Consider the following 16,061-nt stretch of genomic DNA (forward strand, 5'->3'; position numbering starts at 1 on the left):
CCTCGTAGGTGGGGTTGGTGACGATAGTATCGACGGCGGCAGCGGCAATGATGCGGTTTACTATTCGGGGAACCGTTCCGACTATGACATCACGGAAAACTCCGACGGCTCCTACACTGTCATCGACACCAGGACCGATTCACCTGACGGCACCGACACCGTTGCGAACGTTGAGAAATTCTGCTTTTCCGATGGCGATGTTCTCGCAGGCGATCTAGTCGCAAAAGATGTTTCCACGGTTTCGGATTCCGACACAGCCGCCAATACGATCATTGAAAATGGAGAAGAAGGGTCCACGGTCGGAATCAAGGCATTTGCCGATGACGCCAACACGTCCGACTCCGTCTCATACAGTGTCAATGACGCCCGTTTCTCGGTGGATGATGACGGGACCGTGCGTCTTGCGGCCGGTGCAAGCTTCGACTACGAGAGCGAGCCCGAGATCAACATCACCGTGACCGCGACGTCCACGGATGGCTCCAGCTCTAGCGAGAGCTTTTCCTTGAGCGTATCGGATGTATCGGAAAACCTGCAGCTGGCCGATGGTGGCGTCACCTTCACCGACACCGGCGTCGCCGAAAGCACCATTACAGGCGGCACGGGCGACGACTCGATTACCGCCCACAACGATGGCGGTACGACCATCGACGGCGGAGATGGCAGCGACAAACTCCAGGGCGGTGCCGGAAACGACATGTTGATTGGCGGCGCAGGAGCCGACCTTCTGCAGGGCGGCGCCGGTGACGACACTTTCCAGGTCGGCGGCGACGGCACGTGGTCATCAGGTTATTCAGCGCAGAATACCGTCACCGATGAAACTGTATCTATTACTGGACGCATCAGAAGCTCCGATGTTTTCGAGGGCGGCGAAGGCACGGACACCCTTCTGGGCACAGATGGCTCCGATGCGATCTTCCTGCATGACACCTATTCCGACAAGCATGCCGACGCATCAGAACCGCGGCTTGTCAGTATTGAAAATGTCAACCTGGGAGCCGGTGACGACATCCTGGACATGACCAGCGACACCCATGCCTACACCACGGACATGACGGTTGACGGTGGTGTAGGCGATGACATCATCTGGACGGGAGCTGGCAACGACACGATCCTTGGCGGTGAAGGCAACGACTCCCTGTTCGGTGGCGCAGGCAACGACACTCTTGACGGTGGCGCCGGTACAGACACCGCCATCTACTCGGGCAATTGGGAAGACTATGACATCGTACACAACGACGATGGCAGCTACACGATTTCCGATCTTCGCGCCGATGCTCCAGATGGTATCGACACAGTGTCCAACGTGGAATCTTATCGGTTTGCCGATGTCGAACTTCAGTCTGACGAATTGATCGACAGGCCAGTTGGCGATGTCAGCGACACCGACTCCGCTGAAAACACGATACACGAACTGGACGGAGCCGGCACGCATGTGGGGATCACTGCATTTGCCGAAGATCCGAACGGTGAGGCAATCACCTACACACTGAGTGACGACCGTTTCGAATTTGGTGCCGATGGCGTGGTCACAGTTGCCGATCACGCGTTTTTTGACAGCCAGGTCGAAAACTCCATCGACCTGACAGTTACTGCCACCTCTGAGGACGGGTCCCAGTCGAACCAGTCTTTCGCGGTCTCTGTCACGGGGGCATACGACGGTACGTTCACCGGCGATGACGAGGCAGGATCATTCACCGGCACCGACAAATCGTACAGTGTTGACGGCGGTGGCGGAGACGACAGCATCACGACCGGTGACTTCAACGACCGGCTTGACGGCGGTGCTAACGGCGGAAACGACACTCTCGACGGCGGCGGCGGCAACGATCTGATGTTTGGCCGCGGCGGCGACGACGTAATCTACGGCCGCGCCGGAGACGATACAATCATCGGCGGTGCCGGCAACGACACGCTTTACGGCGGCGATGGTTCGGACCTTTTCATGCACGGCCTTGGCGATGGAAACGACACCATCGATGCCGGCGCAGGGGCTGGCTGGACAGACGTCATCGATCTGGGCGGAGGGCCTGACATCGCGTCGGCTGGCGTCTATGAGACGGACTGGACCGTAACGATCACCAGCGGCTCGATTGAATCGACAGACACCGACGGCGGCAGGATTGACCTTTCCCAGGATGCCGATGGCTACATCGACTTTGCCGATGGCAGCCGGGTCAACTTCAACGATGTCGAGGAAATTCGCTGGTAGTTGATGCTAGCTGACAGCGGCAATTGAGCAAAAGCCCCACCGGAAACGGCGGGGCTTTTCATTTGCCGCACTTACGAGAAAACCGGATAGTCTTGTGACGCGCGCTCAACGTTCGCTGAGTGGATCACCGATTGCGCGGGTCACAGGTTTCAGCATGTACTGCAGCACCGACTTGGAGCCGGTGACGATCTTCGCATCAACGACCATACCGGGCGAGATGGTTTCCGCATGCGCGCCATGACCGATGGTGTTGGTCTTGAGGGGGATCGTGGCCTTGAAATAGTAGTTGCCGTATTCATCCCGGAAACTTGAGGCCGAGATAACGGACACCTCGCCTTTCAGGGTCCCCTCGATGTTCGGATCAAATGTTGTGACGGCAATCTCCGCTTCGTCGCCGACATCCACATGACCAATGTCTCGCGGGGAAACACGAACCTCGGCGACAAGATCGCTGTCGCTTGGCACCACTTCGGCCACGACATCACCGGGCGCCAGAACGCTTCCTGGACCTTTGAGATAAAGCGCCTTCACGTGTCCGCTGACAGGGGCCCGCACGAACAGACGATCGAAACGATCTTTCTGCTTGTCGGCTTCAAAAATCAGTTCACTGCGCTCCTGCGTGACACGGCTGCGCTCAACGGCCTGCTCTTCTTCTGCGACGGCGATCGACCGTTCCAGGCTGGCTGTTGCCTCTTCCAATTGTGCCTTGACGCTGCCGCTCATACCTTTCAGTTCACTCAGCTGGCTCTGAGCAACTTGAAGAGCTGACTTGGAATCCAGAAAACGCCGTTTGGAAGTATATCCCTGCTCGAAGAGGCTTTCCTGGATCTGGTATTTTTCCTGTTCGATCTCGACCTGCATTTCCTGAAGCGCGATCCGTTCCAGAATACTGGTCAGCTCGGCCTGCTTTTCGCTGACCCTGGCCTGCAGGGCCTGCTGTTCCTTTTCCAACGCGAGGCGCTGTGCATCGTAAGCAGCCTGCTGGGCCTCGCTGAAGCCTGCTTCAGCACCGAGCCTCAGACCATTCGCGCCGGTACCAAGGTCGGGATTGCCGAGGCGTTGCTCTTCCGTTGCCAGAAATTTCAGCCGGGTCTGCACTTTTTCGAGGTCGCTCGACGTCGCTGCTTCCTGCAGGCGAACGATCGGATCTCCCTTTTTAACCAGCTGGCCTTCCTGAACAATCACCTCGGCAACAATACCGCCTTCAAGATGGCCAACAGTCTGGACCTTGCCTGCGGGAACAATTTCACCCGTAGCATTTGCAACTTCACGCACCTGACCGATGGCAGCCCAGACAAGAAATGCAGCTGCAGTCACCGACAAGACCTGAAGGACGCGACGGTAGGCAACTGGTGGCGGTCCCTCCTCCAGTTCCAGGGGGATGTCCCACGAAAAATTGTCAGCGGTATTTTTACGGATAAACATGATGCCCTGGAGCTGGCTGTAGCTGCGCTAACTATCGATGATTAAAGTAAATATGAGCTGAATCGTACGTTTACCATTTTTCCTCGGTTTCTAAGAAGGATCCCCGCCCCGCAGACGGCCAAAATTGAGCAAACGGAGGGGTAATCTGCATTCTGGCTTTGACCAGAACGGATCGTCGTGCATTGATGTCACAAGAATATCCTATTGCTTGAAAAACACGTGATGCTTTGGGAGGGGCGTATGACTGACGCTAATACCGTGCTCGCTGAACAGCGCGATGGTTGTCTTTTTCTAACACTGAATCGACCGGATCGACTCAATGCTTTCAACGAGGCGATGCATCATGCGCTTCGCAAGCATTTGAGCGCCGCGACGCAAGACGGCTCAATCCGGGCAGTATTGCTGACAGGAGCCGGCCGCGCGTTTTGTGCAGGTCAGGACCTTTCCGACCGTGACATGCGCAATGGTGGCGAGGCTCCCGATCTTGGGGTGACGATTGAGACGCTCTACAATCCGCTGATCCGTCAGATAAGAGCCCTTAAAAAACCGGTCATTTGTGCGGTCAACGGCGTTGCAGCGGGCGCTGGCGCCAATATTGCGCTTGCCTGCGACATTGTCCTGGCCGCCCAGTCGGCACGTTTCATACAGGCGTTTTCGAAGATCGGACTGGTGCCCGATTCGGGCGGAACCTGGTTGCTGCCACGGTTGATCGGCGAAGCACGTGCCAAGGCGCTTGCAATGACCGGGGAACCGTTGGCAGCCGAAACCGCCGCCTCTTGGGGGCTGATCTGGAAGTCGGTTCCGGACGCGGAACTGATGACAGAAGCCGGAACGCTGGCGACGCGACTGGCCGCCGGGGCGACCACGGGACTGGCACTCACCAAGGACCTCATTCAGGCTGCAGCCGACCAGTCGCTCGACCGGCAACTCGATGCCGAACGTGACAGCCAGTGCCAGGCGGGTCGCACGAATGACTATCGGGAAGGCGTAACCGCTTTCCTGGAAAAACGGTCTGCCCGGTTTACCGGCGTTTGAATGAGGCCCCCATGACACCGGACGAACTAGCTCGTGCCTGCGCCGACCGCATGTGGTCTCAGGACACAGCGTCACAGAACCTCGATATGAAACTCGAGGCCGTGCGCGCCGGCCATTCGACAATGGCAATGACGGTTACAAATGCCATGACCAATGGCCACGGGATCTGCCACGGCGGCTATATCTTCACGCTTGCTGACAGCGCTTTTGCCTTTGCCTGCAACACCTACAACCAGGTTACGGTCGCCCAGCATTGTGACATCACGTTTCTGGCCCCTGCCCACCTGGGCGACCGCTTGACGGCCGTGGCCAGCGAAAGATCGCGTACGGGCCGGTCAGGTCTTTACGACATAACAGTGGCCAACCAGATGGGCACTGTTATTGCAGAATTCCGAGGAAATTCCAGAACAACTAAGGGTACAATTTTGCCGGATTGACGGCTGGTGGCCTACGGGCTGCCAAAGGGAGGAAACTATGGAAGATCTGGCTCCGCGACCGGGAGATCTTGAGCCTATTGAAAGAGCAAGCCGGGACGAATTGTCGGCCATCCAATTGCAAAGGCTGCAATGGTCTCTCAATCATTCCTACGAAAATGTTCCGCTTTTCAGGAAACGCTTCGATGAAAAAGGCGTGCATCCTTCAGACTTGAAAACCCTCGCCGACCTGTCGAAATTTCCGTTCACGACAAAGAGCGATCTCAGGGACAATTATCCCTTCGGCCTCTTTGCTGTCCCGCGCGACAAGATCGTACGTGTGCATGCTTCTTCAGGAACAACGGGAAAACCGACGGTGGTCGGCTACACAGCCAACGACATCGACATGTGGGCCGGACTTGTCGCGCGCTCTATTCGTGCATCCGGCGGACGGCCTGGCGATATCATTCACGTTGCCTACGGCTACGGGCTCTTTACCGGTGGGCTCGGCGCCCACTATGGCGCTGAAAAGCTCGGCTGTACTGTTGTTCCGGTCTCGGGCGGCATGACGGAACGCCAGGTGACGCTGATACAGGACTTCAAACCGCGCATCATCATGGTAACGCCATCGTACCTCCTGTCTATTCTGGACGAGTTCCGAAAACAGGGTATCGATCCGCGTGAAACCTCACTGGTCACCGGGATCTTTGGTGCCGAACCCTGGACCAATGCCATGCGTCTGGAGATAGAAGACGCGTTCGACATGCATGCCGTCGACATTTACGGCCTGTCGGAAGTGCTTGGCCCAGGTGTCGCGAACGAATGCGTGGAGACCAAGGACGGCCTGCATATCTGGGAAGATCATTTCTACCCTGAAATCGTCGACCCCGTGACTGGCGACGTTCTGCCGGACGGCGAAATTGGTGAGCTGGTGTTTACCACCCTCACCAAGGAAGGCTTGCCGATGGTTCGCTATCGCACCCGTGACCTGACCCGGCTCTTGCCAGGGACGGCCAGGTCCATGCGGCGGATGGAAAAAATTACGGGTCGCTCCGACGACATGATCATTCTGCGCGGTGTCAATGTGTTCCCGACCCAGATCGAGGAACAGATCCTGAAATGTAAAGGGCTGTCTCCGCATTTCCAGATCGAGCTGTCCCGGTCTGACCGTCTCGACGTCATGACAGTGCATGTGGAAGCCCTGCCGACTGCGGCCGCGGGCGATTCACGGCAGGCCTCCAGCCGTGAACTCTCACACCACATCAAGAGCGTGGTCGGCGTTTCGGCAAAGATCAACGTCACCGAACCTGGCGCGGTAGAACGCTCTGCTGGAAAGGCAAAACGGGTGGTCGATAACCGTCCCAAGAAGTAACGAAGACGCGTAAGCCTCCTGTTGGGAGGCTTACTCTCCTGGACGCAAAAAAGCTGTCGCTCTTGTCTCGGCCAGGCAAAACGCGCTGGGATCATTGCTCCGACGGAGAAACGGCAGGAACTTTGCCAAACGCTTTCGACAAAGAAAAAGGCACCCGATCAGGTGGCCTTTTCGTTTGAAGATGCGGGAGCCTTAGGCAGATACCGGCCATTCCTTGGCGACAAGTGTCAGAACGGTATGCTGGGCGACCGGGTCGCCCTTTTGATTGGTCACAAGACAGTCCCACTGAACTTCGCGTAGGCGACTGAAATCTTTGGCGAAAATTCCTTTTCGGTCTGTTGCACCTTGAGTGCATCGCCCGCATTGACGGGCGCAATGAAGCGCAGGTTGTCGACGCCGTAGTTCGCCAGAACCGGTCCTTCTTCGGCGACGGACGGATCGTTCGTGAAAAGAAACGCGACCAGAGACCCCTCGCCTCTGTGGGTCAGTTCAACAGATTCTTCCAACTCGTCGTAGGGCATTAATGTCGCCACCGGACCGAACGCCTCTACCGAATGCACCGCTTATGCTGTCAGGGGATTGTCATGATCAGTTGTGCAGCTTTGGGCGGAGATGGCTGTAGAAAACTGCGCGCCAGAGTTTCTTTGCCAGAGTGCATGAAGCTTTTGATCCATCGGCATTTTTGCAGGTTTACCCGTTGGTTTCCGGCAAACCAAGACGTTCGCAAACACGTCCGCGAACAAACCGGCGCACGTGGACTTGAAAAACAAAATTCCGAACGTTATAAAATAACACGTTATAAGATTACATCTTTCTAAAGGTAATACCTGATGCCCCTCTCCTTTCCCGCCATCCAAAACGGCGCCACTCGCTCGCTCCGTCTAGTGGCTCCTACGACAGCTGCGCTTTTGAGCCTGACAGTGTTCGCGCATGCTGAAGTCCCGGAGGTTGTCACCTCCATCAAACCGCTCCATTCCATTGCCTCGGCCGTAATGGAAGGTGTCGGCACTCCGCAGGTCCTTATCGACGGAGCATCTTCCCCGCACGGGTATGCGTTGAAACCGTCTCAGGCTTCTTTGCTTCAGGGTGCCGATGTTGTGTTCTGGGTCGGGCCGGAGTTGGCCCCTTCCCTCAAGAAGCCGATTGAAAACATGGCAAAGAATGCCGCGACTGTCGAGCTGATCGAGGCCCCGGAAATCCATCAACTCGACGTTCGGGAAGGTGCTACCTTCGACGCTCATGATCACCATCATGATGACGACGGCGAAGAAGACGAACATGCTGGTCACGACCATGATCATGACCATGATCATGCGGCCGATGAACATGACCACGACGAAGCCCATGGCGCTTCCGATCACGATGATCATGACCACGAAGCAGAGCATCATCACGCGGCGCACGAAGCCGTTGACCCGCATATCTGGCTAAACCCGGAAAACGGCGTCGAGATTGCTAAGATAATGGCAGATACCCTTGCAGAACGGGATCCAGCCAATGCCGATACCTACAAAAAGAATGCAGCAGCGTTCGCCAAACGGATCGGTGACCTTGACAAAGAGATTTCCGCTGAACTCGCCCCCCTGGCGGATCGCAAGTTCATCGTTTTCCACGATGCCTACCACCACTTCGAACATCATTACGATATTGAGGCAAGCGGCTCGGTTACCGTTTCTCCAGAAGCTTTGGCCAGTGCGGACCGGATCAAGGCAATTCAGAACAAGATCAGCGAACTCAATGTCAGCTGTGTCTTTCAGGAACCGCAATTCGACGCCAAGCTGGTTTCCGTTGTCATGGAAGGCAGTAACGCAAAATCGGCCACACTCGATCCGCTGGGAACCGGGCTTGAAAACGGACCGAACCTTTACCCGCAAATGCTCGAAGGGCTTGCAGACTCCTTGAAAGCATGTCTGGGCGACGCGTCCTGAGACGGGCCGTTTAATCGATAAACGCAAAAAACCGCCGAAGGTCTCCCTTCGGCGGTTTTTTTGTCAGTTCCTGCTCAGGAGGTTCTGAGTTTTTCGCGCGCTGTTTCCGTTTTCTCGATTGCCTTCAACAGGTGCATGTCCCTGTCATAAACATCGGTATAAAACGCAATAGTCCCGTCCTGTTGTGGCCATGCTGTGAAGTAGGACACATAAACCGGAATATCACCGGTCACCTGTTCCTGTTCGTTCTGGCCATTCGAAATTCGGGAGCTCACATAATCCTTCGACTTTCCGAGAACGGCAGCAGCCATGGCCCTTGGGTCCTGAAGGCGGACACAACCGTGGCTGAAGGCGCGCATGTCCTTCTTGAAGAGGCTCTTTGACGGTGTGTCATGCATGTAGATGTGATGCTTGTTGGGGAAGAGAATTTTGACCTCCCCAAGTGCGTTTGACCTGCCCGGGTACTGGCGCACATTGATGGACTGCTGTTTGGAGGCCACTGCATACCAATCCACGGCCGACGAGGAAACCTTGCGGCCGCCCGGCGTTGTGACTTCATATCCGGCGCGGTCCAGATAGCTGGGATCCTTGGCGAGTTTCGGCAGCATTTCGTTGACGATGATCGAATACGGCACCCCCCAATAGGGATTGTATTCAACGGTCTCGATCTTGTCGTAGAAGAAGTTGGTCTGATTGGACTTCTTGCCGACAACCACACGCATGCTCAGCGGATCTTGACCCGGTGCCGTATAGGTAGCCGTAAAGGCGGCCTGATTGATGAAGACCTTGCGCTCGCCAAGGTTCTCCGGCAGCCAGCGGCTGCGCTCCATGGCCAGTTCGACCTTTGCGATCTTCGCCGCGTTGGTTTCCCCCACCATCGCTTTGATGGTGTTCTTGCCGATGATGCCATCCGGCGTAAGCTTTGCTTCCTTCTGGAAGGCCTTCACCAGGTCCACAAGTTCCGGAGAATAAAGCTCAGCTCCGTCGTATGCGGTCAGCGTTTCGGCATGAGCCGTCTTGAGTTCCTCGGAACCGTTCTTGTCGATCGCGGCAACAATATTCTTCATTTCAGGGCTGGACTTGCCTGCCTTGAGGAATGTTCCAGGTGCGATGACGATCTGGTCGGCGTCTTCGTCTTCTGCCCTCAAGAGGGCCAGCTCTTCAGTCAGTTCGCGGAAGTGATCACTTTGCGGCTGAACATCGGCCAATTCCTTCTCGACGTCCGATGTATTCTTGAAACCTTCCAACGCGCCAACGAGATCGACTTCGTGCCGAGGCAGGTCGTGATACTCGGAGATCCGGTTCGGATCGACACGGCCGCGTCTGGAATCCAGAACATACGTCAGAACGGCTGCACTCATCTCCATTTCGAACCGCATCATCGCGGCATCGAGCGCCTCGCCTTCCAGTCCGGCGGTCGAGGGAAGATCAACAAGGTAGTCATCCGGGGTCAGCGCGTATTTGGCAGTGTCGCCAAGGCCACGGCGCACGGCAATTGCCTTGTCGGTCGGTTTGCCGTCCTTGACCCACACGAAATCGGGATGCTCGCGGTAAAAGGATATGACTGCAGCCCCAACCTCCGGCAGGACGGTCAGAGACATGTCCTTCAAAGCCGGACGCGCAGCATCGAACGCTGTCAAAACGACCGGAGCCTGAGGCACGCTATCGTTCTCGACAGCCGGCGCTTCCGGAATGTCAGCAGATTGCACGGTCGGCTTTACTTCCGCCGTCTTCATCTCTGACAGTTCGGCCAGAGAGACCGTTTTCCATTTATCGGGCGTGTAATTCAGGTACCGCGGCGCTGAGACCCTGGCCTTGGCTGCCTTCTTGCGCAGGTCCTTCTGTTGCTGCTGTTGTTCCCGTTCCTGCTGGCGCCGGTGCGCTTCAGGATTGAACAGGCGCTGGAACAGACCTTGCGCAGACGCTGTTTCCACGGTCGCAAGATTAACCCCGGAAAAAAGGACCGTCGCCATCAGGCCGGCCCTGAGGGAGGCGCCAAGCACAGAGCGTGTCCGGTTTTTCCTGGAACCTTCGCCCAGTGCCATTTCATTCGCTCGCATTGTTTAAACCCGTTTTTTTAGTCTGTTAGAACCCGACGCCTTGCCAAGTCTTCCAGGTATTTTCATTCCCTGTCAGGGCCGACGGCGTTCCGTCATATGCGCTCCCGACATCGGTTCGATGCGCATTATGCGGACATTGCAGCTTCAATGTGACCGGAGCACACCCTTCGACTCCCTGGAACCGCATCTGTAACCCGATTGATACTATAACAGGGTTCATCAGATGGTTAAGGGACGTCGTCATGCACAGGTTTTGATATCGGCCGAGTGTGACGATTATGCCTCGTACCGGATGCGACCGGATTGGCTTTCGCGCACTCTCTTCATGCGGAAACGCTGTAATTTCCAAAAGCGTTTCAAAGTGACCGGTGTCACTTCACCCGTCACTTCAAAGACGTATCACGGCTTCACGATTAAGTGAGAAAAGCCGGAGAGCAACATGCCGTTTCAATTCAATGTCGGTGATCATTCGTCACCCGTCTGGAAATACAGCCGTTTCGATTCATCCCAGTATTCAAAGCTGAAGTGGGCTCGAAACAAATTGTTCAAAATGGTCAAGAACAATCCCTCCTGTAATGCCTATTTCCGCACGCTGCCCAAAGGGCGCAGCCTCACGGACATGATCAACGACAGCACGATTTGGGTGAACTACGGCCCGACGATATCGCCGCTGCACGGGGAAATACATGCCGCCACTGGTGAGATCGCGGTTGGCGACAGAGCCTTCAGTATGGGCAGGTGGATGGTGCTGGCGACCATTATCCACGAGTTCGCACATCACAACGGTGCGCCGATCACAGGTGGCGACACGCGCGCCGAAGAGGCCGTCTATCATTGCGGCCTGGGTACTGCGAAGGAATATTATGACGGTGTTGACGATCCAAGCACACCTTACGATCCCGACGTAGGTGGCTGATCAACATTCCATGGTGCGCGGCCCTAATGTCAGGGCCGCACATGGAGAAATCGGACTGGATCAGAACGGAATTTCGTCGTCCATCGGGCCACTGCCGCCACCGGACGGGCCACCATAACCGCCACCGCCGCTGGAACCGCCGCCGTAGCCGCCGCCAAAATTCCCGCCGGAGCCGGAACCGGAACCACCACCGCCAAAGCCGCCGCCGCTGCCACCGCCGCCTTGAGAGTCATTGCCGTAATCGGGAAGACCGCCGGAGGCACCGCCACCTTCGCCGCGGCCATCAAGCATGGTCAGGTTGGAGTTGAAGCCCTGCAGCACGACTTCAGTTGAGTACCGGTCCTGACCGGACTGATCCTGCCATTTGCGGGTCTGAAGCTGACCTTCGAGATAGACCTTCGAGCCTTTGCGCAGGTACTGCTCGGCGACCTTGCACAAGCCATCGTTGAAGATCACCACACGGTGCCATTCCGTTTTTTCACGGCGTTCGCCGGTGTTGCGATCACGCCAGGTTTCCGACGTCGCAATCCGGAGATTGGCGATCGGGCGGCCATCCTGCGTGCGGCGGATTTCCGGGTCTGCTCCCAGATTGCCGACCAAAATTACTTTGTTGACGCTGCCCGCCATACTGCACTCCTGTTTGTTTTTCGCTGAAGTGACTGCCGATTTCCACGTGCTTCTCCGGCACGTTCCGGCAATCAGCCCGCGCTGCAAGCTTCGCTGCTAGAAACCAGAACCCTAACGGTACGCCAACAGCTTCGCCGCTATTTTCGCCTGCCTTCACCCATTTTCCACAAGGCAGCATCCAATCAGCGGCCTGTTTCATGCGCCCAAAATTCGAGCACCTCTGAACGATACCACCATGAATTGCAGTTCGTTACAATTTGCTCCGTTGTCACTCCGGGCGCCTCCGGGCTGTCTGGGCGGACGTGAACACACGCTTTTCCCCGGTTTGGCTTCCCTTTCAGAACCGCTTCCTGACGCGGCGCCTGTCAATGTACTTGTTTTGTTCTTATCATTTCTGTAAAAGCGATTCAATCAGGCATCGAAACCGAAACGGCTTTGACCAAGATATCGGATATGCCTCACTGGAAGCTCCGCCCGAAACTGCTATATCGGGGCAACAGACATCATCTTTAATGGAACATCTCTAACGCACGCGCAGCATCAAACGGCATCAGGCGCCGCGTGCGGTCAGGAAGAACGACGATGAAGACAGCCAAGGGATCGCAGTCGGAAGAAACCTGGATGGCGGACCCCACCCGGGTCATCAGCATTCGTGGCGCGCGGGAACATAACCTCAAGGGTGTCGACCTGGACCTGCCTCGCGACAAGCTGATTGTGATGACCGGCTTGTCGGGATCCGGAAAGTCTTCACTGGCCTTCGACACCATCTATGCCGAAGGACAGCGCCGGTACGTGGAAAGCCTCTCGGCCTATGCTCGTCAGTTCCTGGAAATGATGCAGAAGCCGGATGTCGACCAGATCGATGGCCTGTCACCGGCAATTTCCATTGAACAGAAGACCACGTCTCGTAACCCGCGTTCCACGGTTGGAACGGTTACGGAGATCTACGACTACATGCGCCTTTTGTTTGCGCGTGTCGGCATACCATATTCGCCCGCGACCGGCCTGCCGATCGAAAGCCAGACTGTCAGTCAGATGGTCGACCGTGTCCTGGAACTGGAAGAAGGCGCGCGCCTTTATCTGCTCGCTCCAATGGTACGCGGCCGCAAGGGAGAATACCGCAAGGAACTTGCCGAGCTGATGAAGAAGGGCTTCCAGCGGGTCAAGATCGACGGCACTTTCCACGAAATTTCAGAAGCCCCTGCCCTCGACAAGAAGTTCAAACACGATATCGATGTTGTCGTGGACCGAATTGTCGTTCGGGACGATATTTCTGGCAGGCTTGCCGATTCTCTGGAAACCGCGCTGAAACTCGCAGATGGCATCGCCATCGCCGAATTTGCCGACAAGACCGATGAGAACGGCAATCCGGAACGGATGATCTTTTCCGAAAAATTCGCCTGCCCCGTGTCCGGTTTCACAATTTCCGAAATCGAGCCACGCCTGTTCTCGTTCAACAATCCTTTCGGCGCCTGCCCCACGTGCGACGGTCTGGGCACGACGCTCGCGTTCGAGGATGATCTGGTGGTGCCCGACCACTCACTGTCCTTGCGCGAAGGTGCTGTGCTGCCCTGGGCCAAGACCGGGTCAACGTCTCCTTATTATGCGCAGACGCTTGAAGCGCTTTGCAGTCACTTCAAAGTGTCCATGGCGACACCCTGGAAAGATCTTCCGTCTGAGGTTCGCGAAGCGATCCTGCACGGTACCGGCAATGCGAAGATCGAGTTCGTTTACGACGATGGTGTCCGCAGCTACCGGACCGAAAAGACCTTCGAAGGTGTCATCGGCAATATCGAACGGCGATGGCGCGAGACGGAATCCACCTGGGTTCGCGAAGAGCTCTCCAGGTTCCAGTCGGATCACGCCTGCCCGGCCTGCAACGGTTTTCGCCTGAAGCCCGAAGCACTCGCCGTAAAGATTGCCGGCAAACATATCGGTCAGATCACGGAACATTCCATCCGCGATGCCAGCAAATGGTTTGAAGCTCTTCCGTCGCAGCTGAACGACAAACAGACAGAGATCGCCGGCCGCATTCTGAAGGAAATTCGAGAGAGGCTGAAGTTCCTGAACGATGTCGGTCTCGAGTATCTGACGTTGTCCCGGTCTTCGGGAACACTTTCAGGCGGTGAGAGCCAACGTATCCGCCTCGCATCGCAGATCGGGTCGGGGCTGACAGGTGTTCTTTATGTGCTGGATGAACCCTCCATCGGCCTTCATCAACGCGACAATGCCCGCCTTCTGGAAACGCTCAAGCATCTGCGCGATCTCGGCAACACGGTGATTGTCGTTGAACACGATGAGGATGCGGTTATCACGGCCGATTACGTGGTCGATGTGGGACCGGGCGCCGGTGTCCATGGCGGAGAGATCGTCGCCAAGGGCACACCTTCCGAAATCATGGCCAATTCAAACTCGCTGACAGGCCAGTATCTGTCGGGAGCAAAGATGGTTTCGTGCAATGAAGAGCGCCGGAAAATCAACAAGAAGCGGAAGATTTCCGTTCGCGGTGCCCGCGGAAACAACCTCAAGGATATTGATGTCGACGTGCCGCTGGGCACCTTCACCTGTGTTACCGGCGTTTCCGGCGGCGGCAAGTCCACGTTCCTGATCGATACGCTCTACAAGGCGGCTGCCCGCCGCCTCAACGGCGCACGGGACAACCCTGCCCCGCATGATCGCATCGAAGGGCTGGAGGTTCTCGACAAGGTCATCGACATCGACCAGTCACCCATCGGGCGGACGCCCCGGTCCAACCCGGCGACCTACACCGGTGCCTTTACCCCAATCCGTGAATGGTTTGCCGGCATGCCGGAGGCGAAGGCCAGAGGTTATCAGCCCGGCCGTTTCTCCTTCAACGTGAAGGGCGGTCGCTGCGAAGCCTGTCAGGGCGACGGCGTTATCAAGATCGAGATGCACTTCCTGCCGGATGTCTACGTCACCTGTGACGTGTGCAAAGGCAAACGCTACAATCGGGAAACGCTCGAGGTGGAGTTCAAGGGCAAGTCGATTGCCGACGTTCTCGACATGACCGTAGATGAAGCGGCCGTCTTCTTTTCCGCAGTTCCTTCAGTGCGCGACAAGATGGAGACCCTGGCACGTGTCGGTCTGGGCTACATCAAGGTCGGCCAGCAGGCAACGACGCTTTCGGGTGGTGAAGCGCAACGGGTAAAGCTCGCCAAGGAACTTTCAAAACGTTCGACAGGACGTACGCTGTACATTCTGGACGAGCCGACAACGGGGCTTCACTTCCATGATGTCGCCAAACTACTGGAAGTGCTGCATGAGCTTGTCGATCAGGGAAACACGGTGCTGGTGATCGAGCACAATCTGGAAGTCATCAAGACGGCCGACTGGATTATCGACCTTGGACCGGAAGGTGGTGACGGCGGCGGTACGGTTGTCGCGACCGGACGACCGGAAGACGTTGCCGAAGTGACCAAAAGCTACACGGGTCAATTTCTGCAGGAACTGCTCCAGCGACGGCCACAAAGGGCTCACGACGCGGCTGAATAAGCCTTAACCATTCTTTAGTTACGCGACGATGGGCCTGTGTGCGCCGCACACAGGCCTTTTCCGTTTGTTGTTCCGAATGTTATCCGAATCGGCATGGCTCACGTTGCTCAGACTTTGCTGCATTGCACCAAACGCATGTCAGACATGCAGAGATGGCACTTCTTTTATTTCGCGTGGTGAAATATATAATGTTTCAACAACGGCGCGGAACGCACACGCGTTTCGATAAATAAGGAATAAGAAGATGTTTGACACCGTGCGCCAAAAGTACAGCAACTGGGTAAGCTACCGCCGTGCGGTTGACGAGTTGTCCCGCCTTTCGGCCCGTGAGCTTGCCGACCTCGGCATCTGCCGCAGCGACATCAAGTTTGTCGCCCGCCGTCAGATCGGCTGAATGAAATAAAGAGATCGCGTCCCGAGGCATCCTCCTCCCAGCCAACGGACGTGTGACACGCAGGGCATCCTCCTCCCAGCCCTGTCACGTCGAAACGTCGCCCGCCAGCACCTCCTCCCGCTGGCGGGCGTTCGTTTTTCTGGCGTAGCGATTCTGCCTCACATCATTC

General features: G+C 56.5%; 11 protein-coding genes and 1 pseudogene. 8 read left to right on the top strand and 4 right to left on the bottom strand.

The window, feature by feature from the left end:
- The coding region (locus tag AC2A6O_RS00005; protein ID WP_498925260.1) for a calcium-binding protein at nucleotides 1-2,209 on the top strand (2,209 nt) is incomplete at its 5' end.
- Nucleotides 2,210-2,314: 105 nt separating this feature from the next.
- Here the strand turns inward: AC2A6O_RS00005 and AC2A6O_RS00010 are convergent.
- Nucleotides 2,315-3,634 carry an HlyD family type I secretion periplasmic adaptor subunit gene (locus AC2A6O_RS00010; RefSeq protein WP_148586951.1) on the bottom strand — a complete coding sequence of 440 codons (1,320 nt, stop codon included), beginning with the start codon at nucleotides 3,632-3,634 and terminating at the stop codon, nucleotides 2,315-2,317.
- 240 nt (nucleotides 3,635-3,874) lie between these two features.
- Here AC2A6O_RS00010 and paaG point away from each other — a divergent pair, with 240 nt between their 5' ends.
- Genes paaG through paaK form a run of 3 tightly spaced genes read left to right on the top strand, consistent with a single transcriptional unit; the run spans nucleotide 3,875 to nucleotide 6,454 of the window.
- Nucleotides 3,875-4,669, top strand: coding sequence for a 2-(1,2-epoxy-1,2-dihydrophenyl)acetyl-CoA isomerase PaaG (gene paaG, locus AC2A6O_RS00015; protein ID WP_498925261.1), 795 nt, complete (start codon nucleotides 3,875-3,877; stop codon nucleotides 4,667-4,669).
- Nucleotides 4,670-4,680: 11 nt separating this feature from the next.
- Nucleotides 4,681-5,106, top strand: a complete 426-nt coding sequence (gene paaI, locus AC2A6O_RS00020) for a hydroxyphenylacetyl-CoA thioesterase PaaI (protein ID WP_148586953.1) — start codon at nucleotides 4,681-4,683, stop codon at nucleotides 5,104-5,106.
- A gap of 37 nt (nucleotides 5,107-5,143) precedes the next feature.
- The gene (gene paaK, locus AC2A6O_RS00025) at nucleotides 5,144-6,454 is read left to right on the top strand and encodes a phenylacetate--CoA ligase PaaK (protein ID WP_498925262.1); all 1,311 of its coding nucleotides are present in this window, start codon (nucleotides 5,144-5,146) and stop codon (nucleotides 6,452-6,454) included.
- A 192-nt stretch (nucleotides 6,455-6,646) separates the two neighbouring features.
- Here paaK and AC2A6O_RS00030 read toward each other — a convergent pair.
- Nucleotides 6,647-6,921, bottom strand: a pseudogene (locus tag AC2A6O_RS00030) (hotdog family protein); the annotation flags it as partial.
- A gap of 363 nt (nucleotides 6,922-7,284) precedes the next feature.
- Between AC2A6O_RS00030 and AC2A6O_RS00035 the strand changes: the two are divergent.
- Nucleotides 7,285-8,382: a zinc ABC transporter substrate-binding protein gene (locus tag AC2A6O_RS00035; protein WP_498925263.1), complete on the top strand. Its 1,098-nt coding sequence runs from the start codon at nucleotides 7,285-7,287 to the stop codon at nucleotides 8,380-8,382.
- A 74-nt stretch (nucleotides 8,383-8,456) separates the two neighbouring features.
- Here AC2A6O_RS00035 and AC2A6O_RS00040 read toward each other — a convergent pair whose 3' ends face one another.
- Nucleotides 8,457-10,442 (bottom strand): L,D-transpeptidase family protein, encoded by a 1,986-nt coding sequence (locus AC2A6O_RS00040; protein ID WP_498925264.1) that lies wholly within the window; start codon nucleotides 10,440-10,442, stop codon nucleotides 8,457-8,459.
- Between the two features lie 439 nt (nucleotides 10,443-10,881).
- On the opposite strand from AC2A6O_RS00040, the gene AC2A6O_RS00045 reads away from it, so the two are divergent.
- Complete coding sequence (locus AC2A6O_RS00045; RefSeq protein WP_148586956.1) at nucleotides 10,882-11,358, top strand: hypothetical protein; 477 nt, start codon at nucleotides 10,882-10,884, stop codon at nucleotides 11,356-11,358.
- A gap of 60 nt (nucleotides 11,359-11,418) precedes the next feature.
- Here AC2A6O_RS00045 and AC2A6O_RS00050 read toward each other — a convergent pair whose 3' ends face one another.
- Nucleotides 11,419-11,985, bottom strand: coding sequence for a single-stranded DNA-binding protein (locus AC2A6O_RS00050; protein ID WP_498925265.1), 567 nt, complete (start codon nucleotides 11,983-11,985; stop codon nucleotides 11,419-11,421).
- A 621-nt stretch (nucleotides 11,986-12,606) separates the two neighbouring features.
- Here AC2A6O_RS00050 and uvrA point away from each other — a divergent pair.
- Nucleotides 12,607-15,498 (top strand): excinuclease ABC subunit UvrA, encoded by a 2,892-nt coding sequence (gene uvrA, locus AC2A6O_RS00055; RefSeq protein ID WP_498925900.1) that lies wholly within the window; start codon nucleotides 12,607-12,609, stop codon nucleotides 15,496-15,498.
- A 244-nt stretch (nucleotides 15,499-15,742) separates the two neighbouring features.
- Nucleotides 15,743-15,892 (top strand): DUF1127 domain-containing protein, encoded by a 150-nt coding sequence (locus AC2A6O_RS00060; RefSeq protein WP_006933294.1) that lies wholly within the window; start codon nucleotides 15,743-15,745, stop codon nucleotides 15,890-15,892.
- Nucleotides 15,893-16,061 lie beyond the last annotated feature (169 nt).

The organism is Labrenzia sp. ATLA3, from assembly GCF_057180185.1.

What these genes read in the sequence shown, in the direction of transcription:
- AC2A6O_RS00035 (WP_498925263.1), top strand. Translation starts at nt 7,285, where the DNA reads ATGCCCCTCTCCTTTCCCGCCATCCAAAACGGCGCCACTCGCTCGCTC.
- paaK (WP_498925262.1), top strand. Translation starts at nt 5,144, where the DNA reads ATGGAAGATCTGGCTCCGCGACCGGGAGATCTTGAGCCTATTGAAAGA.
- AC2A6O_RS00010 (WP_148586951.1), bottom strand. Translation starts at nt 3,634, where the DNA reads ATGTTTATCCGTAAAAATACCGCTGACAATTTTTCGTGGGACATCCCC.
- uvrA (WP_498925900.1), top strand. Translation starts at nt 12,607, where the DNA reads ATGGCGGACCCCACCCGGGTCATCAGCATTCGTGGCGCGCGGGAACAT.
- AC2A6O_RS00040 (WP_498925264.1), bottom strand. Translation starts at nt 10,442, where the DNA reads ATGCGAGCGAATGAAATGGCACTGGGCGAAGGTTCCAGGAAAAACCGG.
- AC2A6O_RS00060 (WP_006933294.1), top strand. Translation starts at nt 15,743, where the DNA reads ATGTTTGACACCGTGCGCCAAAAGTACAGCAACTGGGTAAGCTACCGC.
- AC2A6O_RS00050 (WP_498925265.1), bottom strand. Translation starts at nt 11,985, where the DNA reads ATGGCGGGCAGCGTCAACAAAGTAATTTTGGTCGGCAATCTGGGAGCA.
- paaI (WP_148586953.1), top strand. Translation starts at nt 4,681, where the DNA reads ATGACACCGGACGAACTAGCTCGTGCCTGCGCCGACCGCATGTGGTCT.
- AC2A6O_RS00045 (WP_148586956.1), top strand. Translation starts at nt 10,882, where the DNA reads ATGCCGTTTCAATTCAATGTCGGTGATCATTCGTCACCCGTCTGGAAA.
- paaG (WP_498925261.1), top strand. Translation starts at nt 3,875, where the DNA reads ATGACTGACGCTAATACCGTGCTCGCTGAACAGCGCGATGGTTGTCTT.